The 21534-nt window shown below is 72.0% G+C and carries 20 protein-coding genes; 7 read left to right on the forward strand and 13 right to left on the reverse strand.

What is annotated here, in order from left to right; translation table 11 throughout:
* Nucleotides 1-231 precede the first annotated feature (231 nt).
* The 4 genes from RZ50_RS29870 to RZ50_RS11475 form a co-directional block, all read right to left on the reverse strand.
* The gene (locus RZ50_RS29870) at nucleotides 232-2220 is read right to left on the reverse strand and encodes an FtsX-like permease family protein (protein ID WP_196951498.1); all 1989 of its coding nucleotides are present in this window, start codon (nucleotides 2218-2220) and stop codon (nucleotides 232-234) included.
* Entirely contained in the window at nucleotides 2217-2966 is a 750-nt protein-coding gene (locus RZ50_RS11465) for an ABC transporter ATP-binding protein (RefSeq protein ID WP_308271591.1), read from the reverse strand. The genes RZ50_RS29870 and RZ50_RS11465 overlap by 4 nt, the downstream gene beginning before the upstream one ends.
* A 64-nt stretch (nucleotides 2967-3030) precedes the next feature.
* Nucleotides 3031-3495 (reverse strand): GNAT family N-acetyltransferase, encoded by a 465-nt coding sequence (locus RZ50_RS11470; protein ID WP_374199909.1) that lies wholly within the window; start codon nucleotides 3493-3495, stop codon nucleotides 3031-3033.
* A gap of 99 nt (nucleotides 3496-3594) precedes the next feature.
* Nucleotides 3595-4869 (reverse strand): SAV2148 family HEPN domain-containing protein, encoded by a 1275-nt coding sequence (locus RZ50_RS11475; RefSeq protein WP_374199910.1) that lies wholly within the window; start codon nucleotides 4867-4869, stop codon nucleotides 3595-3597.
* 397 nt (nucleotides 4870-5266) lie between these two features.
* On the opposite strand from RZ50_RS11475, the gene glgX reads away from it, so the two are divergent.
* The 3 genes from glgX (at nucleotide 5267) to treZ (ending at nucleotide 11634) form a co-directional block, all read left to right on the forward strand.
* The gene (gene glgX, locus RZ50_RS11480) at nucleotides 5267-7390 is read left to right on the forward strand and encodes a glycogen debranching protein GlgX (protein WP_196951499.1); all 2124 of its coding nucleotides are present in this window, start codon (nucleotides 5267-5269) and stop codon (nucleotides 7388-7390) included.
* Between the two features lie 84 nt (nucleotides 7391-7474).
* Nucleotides 7475-9898, forward strand: coding sequence for a malto-oligosyltrehalose synthase (gene treY, locus RZ50_RS11485; protein ID WP_196951500.1), 2424 nt, complete (start codon nucleotides 7475-7477; stop codon nucleotides 9896-9898).
* A gap of 2 nt (nucleotides 9899-9900) precedes the next feature.
* Entirely contained in the window at nucleotides 9901-11634 is a 1734-nt protein-coding gene (gene treZ, locus RZ50_RS11490; RefSeq protein WP_196951501.1) for a malto-oligosyltrehalose trehalohydrolase, read from the forward strand.
* A 37-nt stretch (nucleotides 11635-11671) separates the two neighbouring features.
* Here treZ and RZ50_RS11495 read toward each other — a convergent pair whose 3' ends face one another.
* Both RZ50_RS11495 and RZ50_RS11500 read right to left on the reverse strand, forming a co-directional pair.
* Nucleotides 11672-12565 carry a transketolase family protein gene (locus RZ50_RS11495; protein WP_196951502.1) on the reverse strand — a complete coding sequence of 298 codons (894 nt, stop codon included), beginning with the start codon at nucleotides 12563-12565 and terminating at the stop codon, nucleotides 11672-11674.
* A gap of 48 nt (nucleotides 12566-12613) precedes the next feature.
* Nucleotides 12614-13336, reverse strand: coding sequence for a transketolase (locus RZ50_RS11500; protein WP_196951503.1), 723 nt, complete (start codon nucleotides 13334-13336; stop codon nucleotides 12614-12616).
* 56 nt (nucleotides 13337-13392) lie between these two features.
* Between RZ50_RS11500 and soxR the strand changes: the two genes are divergently transcribed.
* Nucleotides 13393-13944 (forward strand): redox-sensitive transcriptional activator SoxR, encoded by a 552-nt coding sequence (gene soxR / locus RZ50_RS11505; RefSeq protein WP_196951504.1) that lies wholly within the window; start codon nucleotides 13393-13395, stop codon nucleotides 13942-13944.
* Nucleotides 13945-13982: 38 nt separating this feature from the next.
* Here soxR and RZ50_RS11510 read toward each other — a convergent pair whose 3' ends face one another.
* The 4 genes from RZ50_RS11510 to RZ50_RS11525 all read right to left on the reverse strand — a co-directional run bounded on the left by RZ50_RS11510 (nucleotide 13983) and on the right by RZ50_RS11525 (nucleotide 15825).
* Nucleotides 13983-14513, reverse strand: coding sequence for a GNAT family N-acetyltransferase (locus RZ50_RS11510; RefSeq protein WP_196951505.1), 531 nt, complete (start codon nucleotides 14511-14513; stop codon nucleotides 13983-13985).
* Nucleotides 14514-14595: 82 nt separating this feature from the next.
* Entirely contained in the window at nucleotides 14596-15075 is a 480-nt protein-coding gene (locus tag RZ50_RS11515; RefSeq protein WP_196951506.1) for a hypothetical protein, read from the reverse strand.
* 85 nt (nucleotides 15076-15160) lie between these two features.
* On the reverse strand, nucleotides 15161-15436 hold the full coding sequence (locus tag RZ50_RS11520; RefSeq protein ID WP_196951507.1) for a hypothetical protein: 276 nt from the start codon (nucleotides 15434-15436) through the stop codon (nucleotides 15161-15163).
* Nucleotides 15433-15825, reverse strand: a complete 393-nt coding sequence (locus tag RZ50_RS11525; protein WP_196951508.1) for an ATP-binding protein — start codon at nucleotides 15823-15825, stop codon at nucleotides 15433-15435. The genes RZ50_RS11520 and RZ50_RS11525 overlap by 4 nt, the downstream gene beginning before the upstream one ends.
* Before the next feature lie 307 nt (nucleotides 15826-16132).
* Between RZ50_RS11525 and RZ50_RS11530 the strand changes: the two genes are divergently transcribed.
* The 3 genes from RZ50_RS11530 to RZ50_RS11540 all read left to right on the forward strand — a co-directional run bounded on the left by RZ50_RS11530 (nucleotide 16133) and on the right by RZ50_RS11540 (nucleotide 18623).
* Nucleotides 16133-16978, forward strand: coding sequence for a helix-turn-helix transcriptional regulator (locus tag RZ50_RS11530; protein ID WP_196951509.1), 846 nt, complete (start codon nucleotides 16133-16135; stop codon nucleotides 16976-16978).
* Nucleotides 16975-17196 carry a DUF397 domain-containing protein gene (locus tag RZ50_RS11535; RefSeq protein WP_308271592.1) on the forward strand — a complete coding sequence of 74 codons (222 nt, stop codon included), beginning with the start codon at nucleotides 16975-16977 and terminating at the stop codon, nucleotides 17194-17196. The genes RZ50_RS11530 and RZ50_RS11535 overlap by 4 nt, the downstream gene beginning before the upstream one ends.
* A 167-nt stretch (nucleotides 17197-17363) precedes the next feature.
* Nucleotides 17364-18623, forward strand: a complete 1260-nt coding sequence (locus tag RZ50_RS11540; RefSeq protein ID WP_196951510.1) for an alpha/beta hydrolase family protein — start codon at nucleotides 17364-17366, stop codon at nucleotides 18621-18623.
* Here RZ50_RS11540 and RZ50_RS11545 read toward each other — a convergent pair.
* The 3 genes from RZ50_RS11545 to RZ50_RS11555 form a co-directional block, all read right to left on the reverse strand.
* Nucleotides 18620-19234 (reverse strand): hypothetical protein, encoded by a 615-nt coding sequence (locus RZ50_RS11545; RefSeq protein WP_196951511.1) that lies wholly within the window; start codon nucleotides 19232-19234, stop codon nucleotides 18620-18622. The genes RZ50_RS11540 and RZ50_RS11545 overlap by 4 nt on opposite strands.
* A 76-nt stretch (nucleotides 19235-19310) precedes the next feature.
* Complete coding sequence (locus RZ50_RS11550; RefSeq protein WP_196951512.1) at nucleotides 19311-21020, reverse strand: hypothetical protein; 1710 nt, start codon at nucleotides 21018-21020, stop codon at nucleotides 19311-19313.
* Entirely contained in the window at nucleotides 20957-21532 is a 576-nt protein-coding gene (locus RZ50_RS11555; protein WP_196951513.1) for a hypothetical protein, read from the reverse strand. Before RZ50_RS11555 ends, RZ50_RS11550 begins: the two co-directional genes overlap by 64 nt.
* Between the last annotated feature and the right edge of the window lie 2 nt (nucleotides 21533-21534).

Here is a 21534-nt window from a genome sequence, read left to right on the forward strand (position 1 = left end):
CGACATGCCGCACATACCGCGAATGCACCCAGTCCGACGCCTGCCCGCACGCCGGACACACCGCCGGAGCGTCATCCCTGGTCCGGGCCGTGATCCGCAGCAGGTCCCCGCTGGCCTCCACTCGCTCGACCTGCACCGCGGCCAGCTGCGGCAGCAGGTCCCCCACCACGACAACACACACAGCCAGCTTGCCACCGCCAACAAGCCGACACCACAGGCGAGTTGAAGCGATCAACGATTACGAAAATCTTGTAAGAGCCAACTTCCTGACACGCTCCGGGTGGTCGCCGGGCCGGCCAGGGCGAGCCGGCCGGGCAGGACGCCGGCGGTGACGGCGAGCAGGAGGCAGAGGGCGGCGGCGGTGGCGAGCGGCAGCCAGGGCAGGGTGAGGGCGATGTCGGCCCGGCCGGCCAGGATGCGGTGGTTGAGCAGCGCGGTGGTGCCGTACTGGGTGAGCGCGGTGACGGCGAGGGCGAGGACGGCGGCGGTGGTGACGACCAGGGCGGCCTCCAGCGCGACCATCTGCAGCACCTGGCGGCGCAGGGTCCCGGCGAGGCGCAGGACGCCGAAGTCGCGGCGGCGGTCGGCGGCGCTCATCACCATGGTGTTGACGATGGCGATCAGCGCGTAGAGCAAGGCGGGGCCGAGGATGGTGGTGGTGGCGATCCAGGCGTAGTGGGCGCCCGGGTCGGGCCCGGGGTGGTGGGCGTCGGCGAGGGTGCCGCCGAGCCGGTCGGCGGGTTCGGCGTCGAGGTGGACGGCGCCGGGGCGGGCGCCGGCCAGGTGGGCGGTGGTGGCGTCGCCGCTGAGCAGGACTTCGTCCAGGCCGAGTTGGGTGCGGTAGACGAGGGCGAGGCGCAGGCCTGTGACGGTGCCGTCGGCGAGGCGCAGGTTGATCCGGTCGCCGAGTTTCCAGCCGTGGCCGCGGGCCTGGTGGGTGGAGGCGGCGAGGGTGGCGCCGTGCAGGTCGGCGGGGTCGCCGTCGACGACGGGCAGGGTCCAGGCGGTGGCGAGGTCGCCGTCAACGACGGTGGCGGCGGAGGGCACGCCGGCGGGCGAGTCCTCGCCGTGGTCGGCGAAGGCGGCGGTGTCGGCGCCGAGACCGGTGACCACGGTGGGCGTGGTGGCGGTGGCGTGCAGCCCGGGCGTGGCGGCGGTGAGCCGGTGGGCGGCGTCGGCGGGCAGCGGGGTGGCGCCGGGGCTCAGGACGTAGCGGGCGGCGGCGGTGGCGCGGGCCTGGGCGGCCATGGCGTCGGCGAAGGCGGCGGTGGAGCCGACGACGGTGCCGGTGAGCGCGATGGTGAGGAAGGCGGGGGTGGCGGTGGAGACGGTGCGGCGGACGGCGGTGAGCGCGTTCTGCCGGGCGAGCAGCGGGGCGGCGGCGGTGGCGCGGGCGAGCGGGGCGCCGAGCAGCCGGACCAGCGGGGGGACGAGGACGGGCGCGAACAGGGCGAGGGCGGTGATGGTGAGCAGGTCGGCGCCGAGCACCCACTGGGAGGCGAGTTGCGGGTCGTCGGGCTGGTCGCCGGGGGCGGCGGGCATGGTGGGCGCGGCGAGGTAGTAGCCGACGGTCCCGGCCAGGGCGAGCAGTCCGAGGAGGGCGAAGGCCCAGCGGGGCCGGGTCATGACCTTGCGGTCGACGGCGGCGTCGCCGAGCGCTTCGACGGCGCGGACCCGGCCGGCGCGCAGGGCGGCGGTGACGGCGCCGAGCAGGGCGACGAGCAGGCCGACGGCGGCGGCGAGCAGCATGGGGCCGGCGGTGGGGCGGGCGGTGAAGCCCTCGGGGGCGGCGCCGCGGGCGACCAGCCAGGCGGCGAGGGCGGGCGCCCCGGGCAGTGCGAGCAGGCAGCCGCTGAGGGCGGCGGCGAGGGCGACGGCGAGGGCCTCGCCGGTGATCAGCCAGACGATCTGACGGGGTGTGGCGCCGACGGCGCGCAGCATCGCGATCTCCTGGCGGCGCTGGGCGACGGCGAAGGCGAAGGTGCCGGCGACGACGAAGACGGCGACGAAGGCGGCCATCGCGGAGGTGAACTGGAGCACCTTGTGCAGGGAGGGCGCGCCGAGCGGGGAGTCGTCGCCGGCGGTGTCGTTCAGCAGGCTGCCGGTGGTGGCGACGAGGGTGACGCCGAGGGTGAGGGCGACGTAGGAGCCGGCGAAGGCGGCCTTGCGGCGGCGCAGGCTCGCGGTGGCGACGGGCAGCAGGGTGGTGAGTGAGGTCATGCCGCCGTCTCCAGGGCGGTCATCCGCTCGGCGACGTGCTGGGCGGTGGGGTGGGACAGGTCGTCGACGATGCGGCCGTCGGCGAGGATGACGACGCGGTCGGCGTGGGCGGCGGCGACGGGGTCGTGGGTGACCATGACGGTGCTCTGGCCCTCGCGGTCGACGAGGTCGCGCAGCAGGGTGAGCACGTCGCGGCTGCTGGTGCTGTCGAGGGCGCCGGTGGGTTCGTCGGCGAAGAGCACGCGGGGGCGGGTGATCAGAGCGCGGGCGATGGCGACGCGCTGCTGCTGGCCGCCGGAGAGCTGGGAGGGCAGGTGGCCGGTGCGGTCGCCGAGGCCGACCTGGGCGAGTGCGCGGTGGACTTCGGCGCGGTCGGGCCGGCGTCCGGCCAGGCGCAGTGGCAGGCCGACGTTCTGTTCGGCGGTGAGCGAGCCGACCAGGTTGAACGCCTGGAAGACGAAGCCGAGTTGCCGGCGCCGCAGGACGGTCAGCCGGGTCTCGTCGAGTCCGGCGAGGTCGGTGCCGTCGAGGACGACCCGGCCGCGGTCGGGGCGGTCGAGGCCGGCGCCGCACTGCAGCAGGGTGCTCTTGCCGGAGCCGGAGGGGCCCATGACGGCGGTGAAGGTGCCGCGGGCGAACTCGACGTTCACCCCCCTGAGCGCGCGGACGGCCTCCGGGCCGGTGCCGTAGGTGCGGTGTACGTCTTCGAGGCGCAGTACGGCCCCGTGATCCCCCGTGATCTTCACGGGGGCTACACCTACCACGCGGAAAGCGGGCCGTACCAGCCGGTTCGGGCGAATCGTTACCGCGTCAGACAGCGCGCCCGGCGGGCTCCCGGAGCATGAAGACGTCGATCGGGTCCTCGTGGACGACGGTGAAGCCGTGCCGTTCGTACAGCCGTTGGGCGGCGCTGCCCCGCAGGACGATCAGGCGCACCGGGTCCCCGGCGGCGTCGGCCTCGGCGAGGAGGTGGCGCAGGACGGCGGTGCCGATGCCGCGGCCCTGGAGGCGTGGGGCCAGGTAGAACATCTCCAGATGGCGTCCGCCGCGTTCGTCGGGGCGGACGCTGACGGAGCCCGCGAAGGCCCCGTCGACCAGCAGCACGGAGGTGTGCGCCGTGGAGAAGTGCTTCCGGACGCGCTGACGGGAGCGCTCCGGGTCCCAGCGGCCGAGGCGCTCCAAGTCGGCGCGCATGACCTGGTCCTTGAGGTCTGCGACGGGTTCGAGGTCCTCGGGCCCTGCGGGTTCCAGGGTCCAGGCGGGGAGGCTGGTCACGGCGGGCAGTCTTCCAGCCGCGCCACCCGCCCGGCCAGCGCCTTTTCTCAGGAGACTTCTCCCAGGAGACGGGCCGGAAGCCAGGAGACGGGCCGGGAGTCAGGAGACGGGCCGGGAGTCCGCCCAGACGCCCTCGAACTCCTCGCGGTAGACCTCCAGCAGTCCGGGCTCGGTGCCGCCGGGCTGCTGGCCGGCTCCGCCGCGCAGGATCAGCGCGGGCGACTCCATGCCGCGGGAGCGGCGCAGGTAGGGCTGGACGACGCCGAGGTCGCGGCTCTGGCGGCGGCCGCCCGTCTGGCCGGCCGTGCGGGGGCCCTCGACCAGGTAGGCGGTGAAGCGCGGGGTCTCGTCGAAGACGCGGATCTCGAAGCCGGCCTGGTCGTGCAGCCGGGCCCGCACCCGGCGCACGTGCATGATGTTCATCTCGATCGAGCGGGACAACTCGCCGCGCCCGATGCCGAGTTCGCGCTCCCGGCGGCGTACCGCGCTGCTCGCCGGGTTGAGGAAGAGCAGCCGGACCCGGCAGCCTTCACCGGCCAGCCGGACGAGGCGCTTGCCGGTGTAGTTCTGGCAGAGCATGCCGAGGCCGATGCCGAGCGCGTCCAGGCGGCGGGCGCCGTCGAGCAGGTCCTCGACCGGCAGGTCGCGCTGGAGCCGGACGCGGTCGGCGTGCACCGCGACCACGTCCGCGTACCGGCCGGCGACCAGGGACTCGACGACGTCGGCGGGGACCCCGCCCGCGCCGCCGTCGAGGACGGCGAGCAGCCGGGCGGCGGCGCGCTCGGTCTGGGCCAGCACGGTCTGGGTGAGGATCCGGTTGCGGGAGACCACGTGCCGGGCCACCTCCAGCTCGTCCAGGGCGAGTTCGATCTCGCGCCGGTCGGCCAGGTACGGCTCGAAGCAGGGCCAGTGCTGGACCATCAGTTCGCGCAGCTGGGGCAGGGTGAGGAAGACCAGCGGGTCGTCGTCGGCGGGGTCGAGCAGGAAGCCCTTGCGGCGGCTGACCTCGCGGACGGCGCCGGCCCGGTGGGCCCATTCCTCACCGGCCGGCCCGGCGGCGGCGGTGACCCAGTCCTCGCCGTGGGCGGGGGCGTAGATGGGGTGCAGCACCTCGTCGACCAGGGAGCGCAGCCGCTGTTCGACGAGGTTGAGCCAGACGTAGGCGCGGCCGGACAGCCTCACCCGCTGGTAGGCGTCCTCCCATTCGCCGGCCGACCAGGCGAGGGCGGGGACTTCGACCGGGCCGCCCTGGGCCGGCACCAGGGCCCGGCCGGTCAGGGTGGGGCGCATGACCACCGTGGGCGCCTCGCTGCGGGTGCCGCCCCGGTGGGGGCCGTCGGGCCCGGAGCCTCGGCCGCCGGCGGGGAACACCATGCGCCACCTCATCTGGTTGCTGCGGCCGACCCCCGCGGACGCGGGGACCGTTGACGGACTGTCGAGAGTTCGACGGGGCGGCCGGGCGGCCGGACGATCAAGGGTACTGCCCGCCGCGAGCCGCTCGCAGCCGGATGTCGCGAGCCTCCCGGGCCACGTGCACCCCATTGGCCCCACTTTTCATAGGAATGGGCGCTGGACACCCGTTCGGGCGAACCCCGGCGGTATGTCCCGGCTGTCGGGGATGGCCTCGGGGAGTATTGCGGGCTGTGCCGTGCGTCACGGCGCGCGGGCGTCGCACATGCCCGGCCGCCCGGCCGGGAAGACCGCGTCCGGGTCCAGGCAGCTTTTCGGACCAGATGTCAGTTTCCGCCTCCGCCAAGGGAGTTGAGAACCCATGCAGGTCTGGCCCGGTACGCCCTACCCCCTCGGCGCCACCTACGACGGGGCCGGCACCAACTTCGCGGTGTTCTCGGAGAGCGCCGACCGGATCGAACTGTGCCTGATCGGCGAGGACGGATCGGAGACCGCCGTCGAGCTGCGCGAGACGGACGCCTTCGTCCGGCACGCCTACCTCCCCGGCGTCCAGCCCGGCCAGCGCTACGGCTTCCGCGTGCACGGCCCGTACAACCCGGGCCTGGGCCAGCGGCACAACAGCGCCAAACTGCTCCTGGACCCGTACGCCAAGGCGATGAGCGGGCACATCGACTGGGACGAGGCGGTCTACGGCTACCACTTCGGCGCCCCCGAGCGCCGCAACGACCTCGACTCCGCCCCGCACACCATGCACTCGGTGGTGATCAACCCCTACTTCGACTGGGGCACCGACCACCCGCCGCGCACCGACTACCACCGCACCGTCATCTACGAGGCCCACGTCAAGGGCCTCACCCGGCTCCACCCCGGCATCCCCGAGGAGATCCGCGGCACCTACGCGGGCCTGGCCCACCCCGCGGTGATCGAGCACCTGGCCAAGCTCGGCGTGACCGCGATCGAGCTGATGCCGGTGCACCAGTTCGTCCGCGACCACCGGCTGCGCGACCTCGGCCTGGTCAACTACTGGGGCTACAACACCGTCGGCTTCTTCGCCCCGCACTCCTCCTACTCCTCCACCGGCGACCGCGGCCAGCAGGTGCAGGAGTTCAAGTCCATGGTCAAGGCGCTGCACGCGGCCGGGATCGAGGTGATCCTGGACGTCGTCTACAACCACACCGCCGAGGGCAACCACCTCGGGCCCACCCTGTCGCTGCGCGGCCTGGACAACGTCTCCTACTACCGCCTCGCCCGGGACCAGCGCTTCTACGAGGACACCACCGGCACCGGCAACAGCCTGCTGATGCGCAGCCCGCACGTGCTCCAGCTGATCATGGACTCGCTGCGCTACTGGGTCACCGAGATGCACGTGGACGGCTTCCGCTTCGACCTCGCCGCCACCCTCGCCCGGCAGTTCCACGAGGTGGACCGGCTCTCCTCCTTCTTCGACCTGGTCCAGCAGGACCCGGTGGTCTCCCAGGCCAAGCTGATCGCCGAACCCTGGGACCTCGGCGAGGGCGGCTACCAGGTCGGCAACTTCCCGCCGCTGTGGACGGAGTGGAACGGCATGTACCGGGACACCGTGCGCGACCTGTGGCGCGGCGAGACGGCCGCGCTCGCCGAGTTCGGCTCCCGGCTCACCGGCTCCTCCGACCTCTACCAGGACGACGGCCGCCGCCCGATCGCCTCCATCAACTTCGTGACCTGCCACGACGGTTTCACCCTGCGCGACCTGGTCTCGTACAACGACAAGCACAACCAGGCCAACGGCGAGGACAACCGGGACGGCGAGTCCTTCAACCGCTCCTGGAACTGCGGCGTCGAGGGCCCGAGCACCGACCCGGCCGTCGAGGAGCTCCGGGCGCGCCAGCAGCGCAACCTCATCGCCACCCTGATGCTCTCCCAGGGCGTGCCGATGATCTCCCACGGCGACGAGCTCGGCCGCACCCAGCTCGGCAACAACAACGCCTACTGCCAGGACAACGAGCTCACCTGGGTGCACTGGCCCGAGGGCGACGGGCCGCAGGCGCGGCTGCTGGAGTTCACCCAGGGGATGATCTGGCTGCGCCGCGACCACCCGGTGTTCCGGCGGCGGCGGTTCTTCCACGGGCGGCCGGTGTCCGCCTCCGGCGGGTACGACGACCTCACCGACATCGCCTGGTTCACCCCGGCCGGGGAGGAGATGACCAAGCGCAACTGGGGCGCCAGCTACGCCAAGTCGCTGACCGTCTTCCTGAACGGCTACGCCATCTCCGAGCCGGACCGGCGCGGCGGGCGGATCGTCGACGACTCCTTCCTGCTGATGTTCAACGCGCACTTCGAGCCGCTGGAGTTCACCGTGCCCGCCGGCCACGGCCAGGAGTGGCAGGTCGTGGTCGACACCGCGCAGCCCCGGCTGCCCGCCCCCGGCACCGGGGCCCGGGTCAAGGCCGGGGACGCGCTGTGGCTCATCGACCGCTCGCTGATGGTGCTGCAGCGGCCCGCCTGAGGCCCGCCTGAGTGGCCCTAACGGTCACCTGTTCGGATCAGCAGCGGGTCTTGGCGGCGGGCCCGGCCGGGTACCTATGGACACATGACCTCCGCCGCCGAGCCCGCGCAGCCCCGCCCGGCCGCCACCGTCCCCTCCTCGTCGTACCGCCTCCAGCTCCAGCCCGGCTTCACCCTGCGCGACGCCACCGCCGCCGTCCCCTACCTGGCCGCCCTCGGCGTCTCCCACCTGCACCTGTCCCCGCTGCTGGAAGCCGCCCCCGGCTCCACCCACGGCTACGACACCGTCGACCACACCCGGATCAGCGAGCAGCTCGGCGGCGAGGCCGCCCTGCGCGCGCTCGCCGCCGAGGCGCACCGGCACGGGCTGCGGCTGATCGCCGACGTGGTGCCCAACCACATGGCCGTGCCCGTCCCCGAACGGCTCAACCGGCCGCTGTGGCACGTGCTGCGCGACGGCCCCGACTCGCCGTACGCGCGCTGGTTCGACATCGACTGGACCGCCCAGCCGGGCCCCGCCGACGCCCCCGGGCGCGGCCGGGTGCTGCTGCCGCTGCTGGGCGACCGCCTCGGCGCCGTCCTGGACCGGCTGGAGGTGGACGGCGAGGTGCTGCGCTACGAGCGGCACGAGCTGCCGCTGCGCCCCGGCACCTCCGGCCTCCCGCTCGACGAGCTGCTCGCCCGCCAGTGGTACCGGCTCGCCTGGTGGCGGCTGGCCCGCACCGAGCTCAACTACCGGCGCTTCTTCACCGTCAACGAGCTGATCGCCGTACGGGTCGAGGAGCCCGAGGTGTTCGCCGCCACCCACGCCGTGCTGCTGCGCCTGCACGCCGACGGCGTGCTGGACGGCTTCCGGATCGACCACCCGGACGGGCTCGCCGACCCGCGCGGCTACCTGCGCAACCTGGCCGGGGCCACCGGCGGGGCGTACACCGTGGTCGAGAAGATCCTCACCGGCGAGGAGCTGCTGCCCGGGGACTGGCCGGTCGCCGGCACCACCGGCTACGACGCGCTGCGCCGGATCGACGGCGTGCTCACCGACCACGCCGGCGCCTGCCGGCTCGCCGGGGCGTACGAGTCCTTCCTGCACGGCGGGCCCGTCCGCGACCTGTGCCGGGACCCGCACCCGGCGATCGCGGCCGCCCGGCGCGGCCGCGCCGACCTGACCGGGCCCCGCGGCGAGCTGGCCGCCGAGGTCGAACGGCTGGTGCGGATCGCGCTGCGGATCGGCGCCGGCACCCCCGCGCACGCCGACCACGCGCCCTGGCAGCTGCGCGCCGCACTGCGCCGGCTGCTCGCCGACTACCCCGCGTACCGGCCGTACGTCCGGCCGGGCGAGCCCGTGCCGGCCGCCTCGGAGCAGCAGCTGCGGGCCGCCCTGGACGGCTCCGACGACCCGACCGAGCAGCTGGTCGCCGCCCTGGCCCTCGGCGGGCTGGGGCGCGGCCCGGACCGGGACGAGTTCTGCGTGCGCTTCGCCCAGACCGCCGCCGCGGTGGCCGCCAAGGGCGTCGAGGACACCGCCTTCTACCGCTGGAACGCGCTGCCCGGACTCAACGAGGTCGGCGGCGACCCCGCTCGGCCCGGGCTCCAGCCGGCCGAGTTCCACGACTGGTGCCGGTACCTGGAGCGCGACTGGCCGCACGGCATGACGGTGCTCTCCACCCACGACACCAAGCGCAGCGCCGACGCCCGGGCCCGGCTGGCCGTCCTCGCCGAGCAGCCCGACGCCTGGGCCGCCGAGGCCGCCGCCTGGTCCACCGCCGCGGGCCCCGGCCCCGACCGGGACGCCGACTGGCTGCTCTGGCACACCCTGCTCGCCGCCTGGCCGATCGGCCCGGACCGGCTGGTCGCCGCCCTGCTCAAGGCCGCCCGGGAGGCCAAGCTGCGCACCTCCTGGACGGCGCCCGACCCTCGCTACGAGCGGGCCCTGGAGGAGCGGGCCCGCTCCGTCTACGGCAACCCCGGGCTGCTCCCCCGGATCGAGGGCATGGTGCACGCGCTGGCGCCGTACGCCCGCGCCAACACCCTGGCCGCCGCGCTGCTGCACCTGACCGTCCCGGGCGTGCCGGACCTCTACCAAGGCAGCGAGGAGCCGCTGTACACCCTCGTCGATCCGGACAACCGGGGCGTGGTGGACCTCGGCGCGCTCGCCGTCCGGCTCACCGACGCGGCCGCCCCGCGCCCCGGCGACCTCGCCCGGGAGAAGCTGCACCTCACCGCCACCGCCCTGCACCTGCGCCGCTCCCGCCCGCTCGGCCCGTACCGGCCGCTGGCCGCCCCCGACCACCTGCTGGCCTTCGCCCGCGGCGAGGACGTGGTCACCGCCGTCACCCGGCTGCCGTACGGGCTGGAGCGGTCGGGCGGCTGGCGCGACGCCGTGCTGGAGCTGCCGGCGGGCGGCCCCTGGACGGACGCGCTGACCCTGCGCGACTTCCCCGCCGGTCCGGTGCCGGTGGCACGGCTGCTGGCGGACCTGCCGGTGGCGCTGCTGACGAGGAGGGGTTGAGCATGCCGCGGTACGAGGTGTGGGCGCCGTACGCCGTACGCCGGGTCTCCGTCCACATCGGCGGCTTCGACCACGAGTTGAGCCGCTGCACCCGGCGGGACGGCTGGTGGACCGGCGAGGCCCCGGAGGGCGACTACGCCTTCCGCCTCGACGACGGCCCGCCGCTGCCCGACCCGCGCTCGCCCTGGCAGCCGCACGGCCCCGACGGGCCCAGCCGGGCGGTGGACCACGCGGCCTTCCGCTGGTCCCCCACCGGCTGGCGCGGCCGCGCACTGCCCGGCTCGGTGCTGTACGAGCTGCACATCGGCACCTTCACCGCCCGCGGCACCTTCGACGCCGCCGCCGAACACCTGGACCACCTGGTCGAGTTGGGCGTGGACTTCGTCGAGCTGATGCCGGTCTGCCCCTTCCCCGGCCGGCACGGCTGGGGCTACGACGGGGTGTCGCCGTGGGCCGTCCACCAGCCGTACGGCGGGCCCGAGGGCCTCAAGCGCTTCGTCGACGCCGCGCACGGCAAGGGCCTCGGGGTGGTCCTGGACGTGGTGCACAACCACCTCGGCCCCTCCGGCAACCATCTGCCGTCCTTCGGCCCGTACTTCACCGACCGGCACCACACCCCGTGGGGCTCGGCCGTCAACCTGGACGCGCCCGGCTCGGACGAGGTGCGCGCCTACCTGATCGGCAGCGCGCTGGCCTGGCTGCGCGACTACCGGATCGACGGCCTGCGGCTGGACGCCGTGCACGCCCTCGCGGACGACCGGGCGGTCCACTTCCTGGAGGAACTCTCCCACCAGGTCGAGAAGTTGGCGGTCGCCACCAACCGGCCGCTGTTCCTGGTCGCCGAGTCCGACCGCAACACCCCGCACACCACCACCGCCCGCGAGGCCGGCGGCCAGGGCCTCACCGCCCAGTGGAGCGACGACTTCCACCACGCCCTGCACTGCGCGCTCACCGGCGAATCCCAGGGCTACTACGAGGACTTCGCGCGCGAGCCGCTCGCCGCCGTGGCCAGGACGCTGCGGCACGGGTTCTTCCACGACGGCACCTGGTCCTCCTTCCGGGGGCGCAGCCACGGGCGGCCGTTCGCCACGTCGGAAGGACACCGCCTGCTCGGCTACCTCCAGACCCACGACCAGATCGGCAACCGGGCGCTCGGCGACCGCATCTCCACCAGCCTGCCCGGCGGCCGGCTCGCCTGCGGCGCCGCGCTGGTGCTCACCTCGCCGTTCACCCCGATGCTGTTCATGGGCGAGGAGTGGGGCGCCTCCACCCCCTGGCAGTACTTCACCGACCACACCGACACCGGCCTGGCCGAGGCCGTCCGCCAGGGCCGGCGGCGGGAGTTCGCCGAGCACGGCTGGGCCGCCGAGTCCGTGCCGGACCCTCAGGAGCCAGCCACCGTGCTGCGCTCCGTCCTCGACTGGACCGAGCCCCGGCGCGCCCCGCACGCCGAACTCCTCGGCTGGTACCGGACGTTGCTCCGGCTGCGGCGCGAACGGCCGGAGCTCTCCGACCCGGACCTGGGCGCGGTGCGGGTCGCGTACGACGAGACGGCCGGCTGGCTGGTGGTGCACCGGGGGCCGTACCGGGTCGCGGTCAACCTCGGGCCGGCCGAGGCCGCGCTGCCGCTGGGGGCCGCCGGGCGCGAGGTGGTGGCGGCCTTCGGGGCGGCGGCACTGGAGGGGGCGGCGGTGCGGCTGGCGGCGGACGCGGTGGCCGTGGTCCTGACCGGCTGACTCACCGGAGGAAGCCGACTCACCGGAGGAAGCCGACTCACCGGAGGAAGGTGTCGCTCCGCTCCCGCAGCGAGGCCGCGTCCAGGCCGTAGGCGGCCAGGTGTTCCGGGATCGAGCCGTAGTGCCGGTGCTCCTCGCGCGGCACGCCCAGGCCCAGCACCCGGTGCGGGCGGTCGGCCAGCGCCGCGTGCGCCTCGTTCGCCGACGTGCCCGCCAGGTACGGTTCCACCAGCACCACGTCCGCCCGCTCACCGAGCGCGGAGCGCAGCCCGGCGGCGTCGAACGGGCGCACCGTCGACGCGTACAGCACGGTGGTGTCCAGGCCCCCGGTGGCCGCCAGCACCGCGTCCAGCATCGGCCCGACGGCGAGGACCACGCCGCGCGAACCGGTGCGGACGGTGGCGAAGCGGCCGGGCTCGACGGCGACCGGCGCCGCGTTCTGGTGTGCGGAGAGCCGCACGTACACGTTGCGGTCGCCGTCCGCGTAGGCGTGGCGCAGCAGTTGCTCGGCCTCGTCCGGGTGGCCGGGGACGTGGACCGTCCAGTCCGGCAGGGTGTCCAGCAGGGCGACATCGCCCGGGGACATGTGGGTGCGACCGCCGGCCGGCCAGTCGTAGGAGCCGGCCGCGCTCACCAGCACCGCGCCGACACCCTGGTGGATCAGGTCCAACTTGACCTGCTCGAAGGGTCGTTCGATCAGGAAGCTGGCGAAGGTGTGGGCGATCGGTCGCATGCCGGTCAGCGCCAGTCCGCCGGCCGCGCCGATCAGCAGCTGCTCGCGGATGCCCACGTTGACCACCCGGTCGGGGTGGCGCGCGGCGGCCGGCTCGAAGGCGGCGGCGGTGATGTCGGCGAGCACCACGGCCAGCCTGGGGTCCTCGTCCAGCAGGCGGGTGGTGACGTCGACGAAGCGGTCGCGCATAGTGTCCATCGGTGAAGTTCCTTTCTCGGCGGGCTACTTGGCTGACTGTCGGGGCGATCAGCCGACCACGACGTCCTTCGGCTCGACCTTGGCGACCACCGCGTGCGGGCGGCCCGGGTGCTCGGCGGTGAAGGCGCGGTACAGCGCCTCGTGGTCGCGGCCGTCCACCGTCGCGGTGGACCAACCCTCGGCCGCGAACCGCTGGGCGATCCCGCCCTGCCAGCCGTGCGTGGCGGAGGAGTTGTCGATCACCAGCACGTGCAGCCGCTCCAGGCCGCCGGCGCCGGCGAAGGCCACCGCCTCATGGTTGGAGCCCTCGTCGAACTCGGCGTCGCCGACCAGCACCCACACCGCCGGGTCGGTCAGCCCCTGCGCCCGCAGCCCCAGCGCGGTGCCGACGGCCAGCGGCAGGCCGTGGCCGAGCGAGCCGGAGGCGATCTCCACGCCGGGCAGCAGCGTGCGGTCCGGGTGGTGGCCGAGCGGCGAGTCGTAGCCGCCGAAGCTGGGCAGGACGGCCGGGTCGATGAAGCCCTTGGCGGCCAGCACCGCGTAGTAGGCCATCGGGCCGTGGCCCTTGGAGAGCAGGAAGCGGTCCCGGTCCTGGGCCTCGGCGGTGGCCGGGGTGACCCGCAGGACCCGGTCGTACAGCACCCACAGGGCGTCCAGGGTGGAGGTGGCGGCGGGGCCGTGCTTCTCGTCGCCGGTCATCAGGGCCATCAGCGGCTGGAGGTCCTCGAACCGGGCCGGGACGGCGGTGTCCGTACTCGTCTTCGTCGTCATGCCACGATCGTGCAACTTAAAGCCAGCTTGAGGTCAAGCGGCTACAGTGGGTGCCCATGACCGCGACACCCCACTGCGACCGCACGCCCGGCCCGCGCACGAGCGACCTGCTCACCATCGGCCAGCTCTCCGCCCGCAGCGGGCTCGCCGCCTCGGCCCTGCGCTACTACGAGAGCCTCGGCCTGATCCACGCCACCCGCACCGGCGGCGGCCAACGCCGCTACACCCGCGGCACGTTGCGCCGGATCGCCTTCGTCCGGGCCGCCCAGCGGGTCGGCCTGTCCCTGGACGAGGCCAAGGTCGCCCTCGACCGGCTGCCCGAGCGCCCCGCCCCCAGCGGCACCGAGTGGGACCAGGTCGCCTCGTCCTGGCAGAGCCGGATCGACGAGCAGATCGCCGAACTCGAACGGCTCAAGGCCAAGCTCACCGGCTGCATCGGCTGCGGCTGCCTCTCACTCACCCGCTGCGCCCTCTACAACGCCGAGGACCGCGCCGCCCAGGCCGGCCCCGGCGCCCGCTACCTGCTCACCCGCGACCCGGCCACCGGCCCCGAGCCGGTCCCCGCGGCCTTCGAGGACGGCTGTGGCAGCGGGCGCACCGAGCGCTGAAGAACCCTGTACGGAACGCCCGTTGACCTACTCGCCGCCTACGGGTGCTCCGGCCTGGCGTCTGTGCGCAGCAGGCTGTAGAAGACCATGTCGCGCCAGGCGCCGTCGCGGAAGTTCACCGCCCGGTGCACGCCCTCGCGGGTGAAGCCGAGCTTCTCCAGGACCCTCTGCTCGGCGAGGTTGCCGGCCTCGGTGTCCGCCTCCAGCCTCATCACCGGCGTGTACGCGAACAGGTAGTCCACCAGGAGCCGTTGGGCCTGGGTGCCGATCCCCCGCCCGCGCGCCCTCGGGAGCAGTTGCACGCCGATGCTCCAGTACCGGGAGGTCGGCCGCGGACCCTTCCGGGTGGCCGCGACGAAGCCGAGGAACTCGCCGCCGGCGGTGACCGCGAACACCCACTGTTCGTCGCTCATCAGCCCGTTCTCGGCCCACCGGCGACGGAACCGGTCAGGATCCCCCCAGCCGTACCACTGGAACTCGCCCGCCGCCTCGGGGTCGTTCACCAGCTCGTTGAAGGCCGGGAGGTCGGCTTCGGCTATCGGACGCAGGGAGACCGCTTCTTCGCTCATTCGATCACCCTAGACAGGGACGGGCCGCGTTCAACCGGATATCGACCGCGCGACCCGGACGGTTCCCCTCTCGCCGCGCGCCCTAGAAGCTCCGCGAGCTGAGCGGCTGTTCCCACGTCAGCTCATGGACGGTGAGGTACGCCCAGCCGATCACCGTGACCGCCACGAGCAGCCACGCGACCACGGCCGCCCGCCGCCCGCACTCCCGGCCCCGGGCCCGCTGGAACCCGGCGATCAGGCCGGCGATCGCGGTGGTCGGCAGGGCGAGGAAGGCCAGGTACAGGATCCAAGTTCCGTCCAGGATCAGGGCCACGATCCCCACGAGCCCCGGCGGCACCGAGACGGCGGCAATCCCCATACCGGAGGCCGCGCAGGCGACGCGGAAGCGGTTCCGGTAGCGGAAGAAGGCCGGCACGGCACAGGCGGCCGCACAGAGCAGCCCGCAGACGTAGAGGACCGTTCCGCGAGGCCCGATCACTACCGCCATCGCCACCACGGGGACCAGGAATACCACGACCCCCATCCCGGACAGCCATCGCGCACTCACCGGCACCGCGACCATGCTTCCCCCTGCACCCATCCGATTTGAACGCGTTCGAACCTAGCACGCAGGGGAAACGCCTATCGAGAGGATTCGCTCCCCGAGATCACGCGGACTCCTCGCCGGAGTTCGCCCAACTGATGCGCAACTCGCAATGCCCGAAGGGGAGGGCAAGGAACGGGTTCGCAGCGAGGTGGCGAATGACGTCGCGCTCGGCACACGGGCCGGTGAGGACGCGTTCGAGAAGCTGGTGCTGGAGTCTGGGCATGGGGCGGAAGCAGATCGAGTCCCAGATGGCTTCGAGGGCCTCGGACGTGAGGGTGCGGGTGATCGGCGGCCTCACTCCGGGGATCTCCACGCGGATTTCGTGATCGACCCTCATGCGGCCACCTCACACCAGACGATCTTGCCGAGCGGCCGGCGCGGGCAGCAACCCCAGCGCGCGGCAAGGGATTCGACGATCCGCAGGCCGCGTCCGGTCTCGTCGTCGAGACCGGACGCGGCGAGGGCGGGTCGGCGGTCACCCCGGGCGTCGTGGACCTCGATGCGGAGCCGGTCGGGATCGACATCGAGGGCGAGGTAGATGAGACGCCCGACCGGAGTGCCGTGGAGAACGGCGTTGGTGACGAGCTCCGAGGCGAGCAGGAGCCCGGAGTCGAGGAAGCGCTCCCCCTGCGGGGTGGAGGAGAGCAGGACGGCGACCCGCTGGCGGGCGATCGCGGAGGAGCGGCGGCTACGCGGGAGCCAGATGGTGGAGGAGTTTCGAGACATGGCGAAGTCACCTTCCATACACATGAGTGGAGAAGGCCGAGCAGCCGACACGGCGGCTCGTATGGCATCCAGCACGAAGCGCCCAGGAGGGTGCGTCACAGTCGCACGCCATGAACGTCACACATAGCCAGCGCTCCGTTACTCACAGCATGGAGCATCGCCGTGCCAGACCGCAAGACAAGTCAGCGAAATATGAAAACTTTCAGATACGAGAGCAAGGTAGGCCCTCTAGGCTCTCCCTTGTGGTGGCGAGCCGTCACCACTCGCATGCACACTGGTCCCTGAGCGTTCCGAAGGGGTTACGTAGATGGCAGTCGCAGTGCCAGCCGTGCGGTACCGACGCATCGCCGCCGAGCTGAGAAGGCTTCGCGAGCTGAAGAACCTGTCCGCCGAGGAGGTCGCCGCCCAAGTCGACGGCATCAACCTGGTGAAGCTCAGCCGGTACGAGAACGCTCGCGTCCAGTTGAAGCCCGATGTAGTCCGTGCCCTACTCGACTTCTACGAGTGCGACGAGGATCTCAAGGAGGTCCTCGTCGAGATCCTCCGGGACAAGCGGCGCCCGGGCTGGATGGCGGGATACGAGCAACTGAACCCGCTCTACACGGATCTGATCCGTCTCGAAGAGACCGCTGTCGGCAACAAGTCATACGAGTCCGCTTACATCCCCGGCCTACTTCAGACTCGCCAGTACGCTCACGCCATCATCTCCAGCGGCGTGATAAAGAAGCCCAGCGTCGAAGAACGCGTCGAGGTCCGGATCAACAGGCAGTCCGTTCTCACTCGATCCGAGAACCCGCTGAAGCTGTGGGCTGTGATTCACGAAGCCACCCTCAGCATGAGTGCCGCCCCAGGCGTCATGGTTGACCAGTTGGACAAGCTGTTGCAGTTCAGCCAGCTTCCCAACATCAGGATTCAGGTCATGCCGGCCGTGGCACCACCGCACCCCGGAATGACCGGACCGTTCGCACTCCTGGAGTTTCGGCAGCGAGACCTCGACCTGGTGCTGCTCAGCGGAATGCTCAGCAGCGACTGGGTTGAAGACGCGACCCAAGTCGATATCTATCGAGCGGCGTTCGACGAAATCATGGCGACCGCCTTGGACCTCGACCAGTCTCGCAACCTCATCACACAGAAGAGAGACACGCTCAAGTGACCCACTTCCCTGTCGCCTCCGCACTCCCCGTGCAGTGGAAGAAGGCAAGCGCCAGCAACCCGAACGACAACTGCGTCGAAGTAGCCGACGGCATCACCGGCATCATCCCGGTCCGCGACAGCAAGGACCCCCACGGCCCGGCCCTCAGCTTCACCCCCGAGGCCTGGCAGGCATTCGTGGCCGGCATCCAAGCCGCCGACTTCCCCACCACCCCCTGAGACATCCCACGGGCGGCCCCGCGCACCACGCGGGGCCGCCCGTCCACCGCGCGCCGCAGGCCTGCTCAAGCGGCATACAGACGCGCCTCCCAGGTATTGCCCAGCAATTGCCCAGTTGCTGCCCAGACTCTCAGCCCCCTCTCATCCGTCGCCCCTAGCCTCCGCGCATGAACGTCTCCCTGCTCGACGGCTGGTTCCCCTGGACGGTCCAGGCCGCCGCCCTCGCCCTGTTCGTGACCGCGGTGGGCTGGCGGGACCGGAAGTGGCGGCTCAAGTGGGGGCCCATCGCGCTCGGTTCGGCGCTGGCGATCACCGTGGTCGCCGCCGTCGCCGTGCTCGCGCTGGCCGGGATCACGGATCCGATCCCGTTCGGGGTGTGGCTGTGGAGCGGGGTGGCGATCGCGGCGCTGAGCGTGCTCGGCTTCGGGTGGCGCGGGGCCCGGTGGTGGCGGCGGGCTCTGGTGGCGCCGACCGTGGTGCTGGCGCTGTTCTGCGTCGCGAACAGCGTCAACGTCGCCACCGGCTACTACCCGACGCTGGACGACGCGATCGGCGAGCTCGGAGGGCAGCCGCTGCCGGACCAGATCACCGTGCCCGACCTGGCCGGGATCCACGGCAAGACCAAGACCGGCCGCATCGTCCAGGTCGACATACCGGACACCGCGAGCGGCTTCGCCCACCGCCAGGAACTGGTCTACCTGCCGCCGGCCTGGTTCCGCAGCCAGACCCGGCCCAAGCTGCCGGTGCTGGAGATGATCGGCGGCGAGTTCGCGGCGCCGGACAACTGGATCCGCTCCGGGAACGCCGTCAGGACCGCCGACGAGTTCGCCGCCAAGCACAACGGCTTCGCGCCGATCCTGGTGTTCGTGGACGCCACCGGCGGATTCCGGGTGGACACCGAGTGCGTGGACGGCCCGCACGGCAACTCCGAGAGCCACCTGCTCAAGGACGTCCCGCCGTTCGTCCAGAAGACCTTCAACGCCGCCACCGACCCGCACAAGTGGGGCGTGGCCGGCTGGTCGATGGGCGGCACCTGCGCCTTCGACCTGGTCGTCGAACATCCCAACGTCTTCACCCACTTCGGCGACTTCTCCGGCGACAAGGGTCCGTTCATCGGCGACAAGGACCACACCGTCCAGGAGCTGTACGGCGGCGACGCCGCGGCCTGGGCCGCCCACGACCCGCTGACCGTCCTCGCCCACCACCCCAAGTACCAGGGCGTCTCCGGCTACTTCGGCCAGGGCGACGAGGAGCACAGCCAGATCGAGTCCGCCAAGGCCCTGGAGACGGCCGCCAGGAAGGACGGCATCCGCACCACCGACGCGGTCGGCTCCGGCAAGCACACCTGGCAGACCGGCGCGGCGACCTTCACCCAGGCCCTCCCCTGGCTCGCCGCCCAACTCGGCGTCCCGGGCACCCACGCCTAGAGCGGAGGTGCCGTCGCCCGGTCCGGGAACGTGACCTTGTTCAGGCACGGGAGCGACCATTCAGCCGACTTCTTCGCGACTCTCAACGCGATGTCCAGCCGGGCCTGCTGAGCCGCTGCGCTCTTGACGCCGGAGATCCGGCCGTCCTCCTGCACCCAGATCTCCAGGGCGACGACGCCCTGCTCCCTGGTGACCAGGTTGTCGCACCGGAAGGCCAAGCGAACCGCACCACCGGCCACCCATGTCTTGAGGTCAGGGCCCAGGTCCAACTGCCGCTCCGGGTCCGCTCTCGCCGGCCTGTGCCCCAGCTCGTACTCGCCGTGAAAGAAGACCTCAGTCATTCCCCAGACATCGATCGTCAACAGAACACGCTGGTTCCCCTTGACACCGCACGTCTGGTGCCTCACACCCGGCGTGAACCGCGACCCATCGTCGTCGTAGCCGCCAGTCGTGTGCCATACGGTGAACGTCCCTCCCTCGTCTCCCGCCAGCGCCCGGAGATCGCTGCGGTCCACCAGCGACCAGCAGGCACTCGCGGGCAACGTCAAGGGATCCCTCGACTCCCACCACCACAATCCACCAGCCACTCCGACGACCACCGCCAGCACCATCGCCAGCACCGCACGGCGCCGCGGTCGCCAGCCCCTTCGAGCCCCCGCATCGGCATCGAAGGTCCCAGCCGGTGTCTCAGGCATTGATCGCCCTCGTCAGAACGACCCCGTCCGCCAATCCCTGTTTCGTTCCATTGGCAGCTGTGGTGGCGAGCGTCTCCAGGTAGACCGGATCCAGCCCCTTGCCAGTGGCTGCATCCTTGATCGCCGTCTCTGCCGCGCCCGCCGCAGCATTCCGCCCGCTGTTGTAGGAGTCCGCCGCAAAGTCAGTCGCATACGTATCGATGTGATACCCCTTCGCGATGTTCTCGAAAATGCTGTCGGTGGGGAAGGCCAGAAGCTTGTCAGCACCGGGGATCTCCCCGAATGCCTTGCCCGCAGTGGCCGTCCACACCTGCTTGGCCCACCCGACCTTCTTGTCGACGCTGTCGTTGTACGCGGCCATTTCCTGCTGCTTCTGGTTGTAGACCTCGTCCGTCGCAACAGCCGTCAGGATCCCGGCCACCTCGCCCCCCGGACGTGAGGCGTTCGTGATGGCTTCGCCGAACAACTCTCCGTACCTGTCCTTGTGCGACATGATGTCCTGGAGGTAGGCCGTGGTGTAGGCGTGCTGCGCCTGCGCGATCGTGCCGTAGGCGTCCGGGTTGCGGCCGAGGGCTCCGAGCAGCTTCTGCGTGGCCCCCTGGTCCAGGTTCGCCGCGGCTCCGTTGAGCGGCAGGGCGTGGTTGTTGTGGTCGACCGCCGTCTGAACGTCGCCCATGTACGAGGCCACCATGTGCCCGAAACTGGAGTCCATGTTCTCGAACAGCCCGCCCTTCTTCAGCAGCCCCGGCCCGTCCGTGTTCCCGAACCGGTCGGTCACCTCCTTCATCACCGCGCTCATCTCCGGTGTGTGCGGGGGCATCGGACCGTCTGTCGTGTCGTACGGCCTCCCGGTCGTGGCCGCTTCCAGCGCATGGCCGAGTGCGAGCGCTTCCTGCGGCGCGGCCGTGAAGTGCGGGCCGTGGTCCGGCTGGAAGTCCTGGAGGATGGAGTTGACCCCGGCGCCGGTCAGTTGCTTCAGGTAGGTGTTCGGCTGGCCGGTGGCCTTCACCGTGCCGTCCTCGTTGTAGACGGTCGCCGGGTCGTGGAAGAACTTCGTCGCCGCCGCAGGGCTGTGACCGAGCCCTTCCAGAGCTCCCGACAACGGATTCATGCCCGACCCGTCCTTGCCGAGGAAGAACGCCTCCACGATCGGAACACCGCCCTTGCTGACGGCGTCCTCCCAGCGCCCCGGGTTCTCCGCGCTGAGCTGGGTCATGTGCTCGACGATCGGATTGAGGAAGTGCGGGTCGTACGTGCCGGTTCGAAGGATGTTGGAGAGGATCTGGTACCCGTAGGGGTTTCCGCCCTGCAACTGCTCGGGGAGCAGCCGGTACTGGGTGGCACCGGCCTTGCGCAGCCCCGCCTGCCATTCCTCCGTCAGGTGCGGCTGCTTGTCCCCGTTCGTCGCCGTGGCGAGGGTGAGACCGAGGTCCGCCTGCACCTCGGTGAGGACCTTCTTCGTCGCCTCACTGCCGTAATAGCCGCTGTACTCGGCCATCGATCCGTACGCCTTCAGGAACCCTTCCGGGCCGAGCGAGGTGTAGAAGGCCGTCGCGAAGCCGCGGTCGCCGGAGTGCGCCTTCAGCAACGCTTCGAGTTGCTGGATCTGCGTCGGGCTCGCCTTGTCCCCGAGCCTCATCAGGTCGACAGCCTGCTTCGCCTCCTGCTCCGCCGCCCCTCCCAGGGGCTTCTTGTTGAACACGGTCCGGTCGCTGCCGGTGTCCGCCGCGAGGGCGGTCGCGGCCGCGGCGTCCGCCTCGTTCGCGCGGGACAGTGCCTTCGCGATCGCATTCGCAACGGCCGTTGCCTTGTTGCGATGGACGTCGCGTACTCCGGATCGTTCTTCTCCGGCCCGGTCGCCGCGGGCCAGTGGACGGAACCGCCGCTGTCCACCGTCATCTTCTGGTCGGCGGCCGACCGGATCGCCGCTTCCAGGTCGGACCGGGCCCCGGCGATCTCCGTGTGAGCGTCCCGCAGCGCCTTCGCGATGCCGCTGGCCTCCTCGAAGGCCGCGTCGATCTCATTGCGGATGTTCGTGATGCTCTGCGCTGCCGCTTCGGCCGCCTGCCCGCTCCAACCGGACCCTTGCAGAGGGGTGATCACGTCCCCGGTCAGTTCCGTGGAGAACCCCCAGTTCCTGACCATGGCCTCGTAATCACCGGCCAGGGTGTCGAGGCTCGATATCTGGGCGTGCCTCAGCTCTTCGAAGTTCATTC

It is taken from the genome of Kitasatospora sp. SUK 42, assembly GCF_015776785.2.
Lineage (GTDB): Bacteria > Actinomycetota > Actinomycetes > Streptomycetales > Streptomycetaceae > Kitasatospora.

Excerpts from the sequence above, each read along its gene's own strand:
- treZ (WP_196951501.1), top strand. The coding sequence starts at position 9,901 with ATGCCGCGGTACGAGGTGTGGGCGCCGTACGCCGTACGCCGGGTCTCC.
- RZ50_RS11475 (WP_374199910.1), bottom strand. The coding sequence starts at position 4,869 with ATGGTGTTCCCCGCCGGCGGCCGAGGCTCCGGGCCCGACGGCCCCCAC.
- RZ50_RS29870 (WP_196951498.1), bottom strand. The coding sequence starts at position 2,220 with ATGACCTCACTCACCACCCTGCTGCCCGTCGCCACCGCGAGCCTGCGC.
- RZ50_RS11500 (WP_196951503.1), bottom strand. The coding sequence starts at position 13,336 with ATGACGACGAAGACGAGTACGGACACCGCCGTCCCGGCCCGGTTCGAG.
- RZ50_RS11520 (WP_196951507.1), bottom strand. The coding sequence starts at position 15,436 with ATGAGGGTCGATCACGAAATCCGCGTGGAGATCCCCGGAGTGAGGCCG.
- RZ50_RS11495 (WP_196951502.1), bottom strand. The coding sequence starts at position 12,565 with ATGGACACTATGCGCGACCGCTTCGTCGACGTCACCACCCGCCTGCTG.
- treY (WP_196951500.1), top strand. The coding sequence starts at position 7,475 with ATGACCTCCGCCGCCGAGCCCGCGCAGCCCCGCCCGGCCGCCACCGTC.
- RZ50_RS11530 (WP_196951509.1), top strand. The coding sequence starts at position 16,133 with ATGGCAGTCGCAGTGCCAGCCGTGCGGTACCGACGCATCGCCGCCGAG.
- RZ50_RS11525 (WP_196951508.1), bottom strand. The coding sequence starts at position 15,825 with ATGTCTCGAAACTCCTCCACCATCTGGCTCCCGCGTAGCCGCCGCTCC.
- soxR (WP_196951504.1), top strand. The coding sequence starts at position 13,393 with ATGACCGCGACACCCCACTGCGACCGCACGCCCGGCCCGCGCACGAGC.
- RZ50_RS11515 (WP_196951506.1), bottom strand. The coding sequence starts at position 15,075 with ATGGTCGCGGTGCCGGTGAGTGCGCGATGGCTGTCCGGGATGGGGGTC.
- RZ50_RS11540 (WP_196951510.1), top strand. The coding sequence starts at position 17,364 with ATGAACGTCTCCCTGCTCGACGGCTGGTTCCCCTGGACGGTCCAGGCC.
- RZ50_RS11545 (WP_196951511.1), bottom strand. The coding sequence starts at position 19,234 with ATGGTGCTGGCGGTGGTCGTCGGAGTGGCTGGTGGATTGTGGTGGTGG.
- RZ50_RS11510 (WP_196951505.1), bottom strand. The coding sequence starts at position 14,513 with ATGAGCGAAGAAGCGGTCTCCCTGCGTCCGATAGCCGAAGCCGACCTC.
- RZ50_RS11555 (WP_196951513.1), bottom strand. The coding sequence starts at position 21,532 with ATGAACTTCGAAGAGCTGAGGCACGCCCAGATATCGAGCCTCGACACC.
- glgX (WP_196951499.1), top strand. The coding sequence starts at position 5,267 with ATGCAGGTCTGGCCCGGTACGCCCTACCCCCTCGGCGCCACCTACGAC.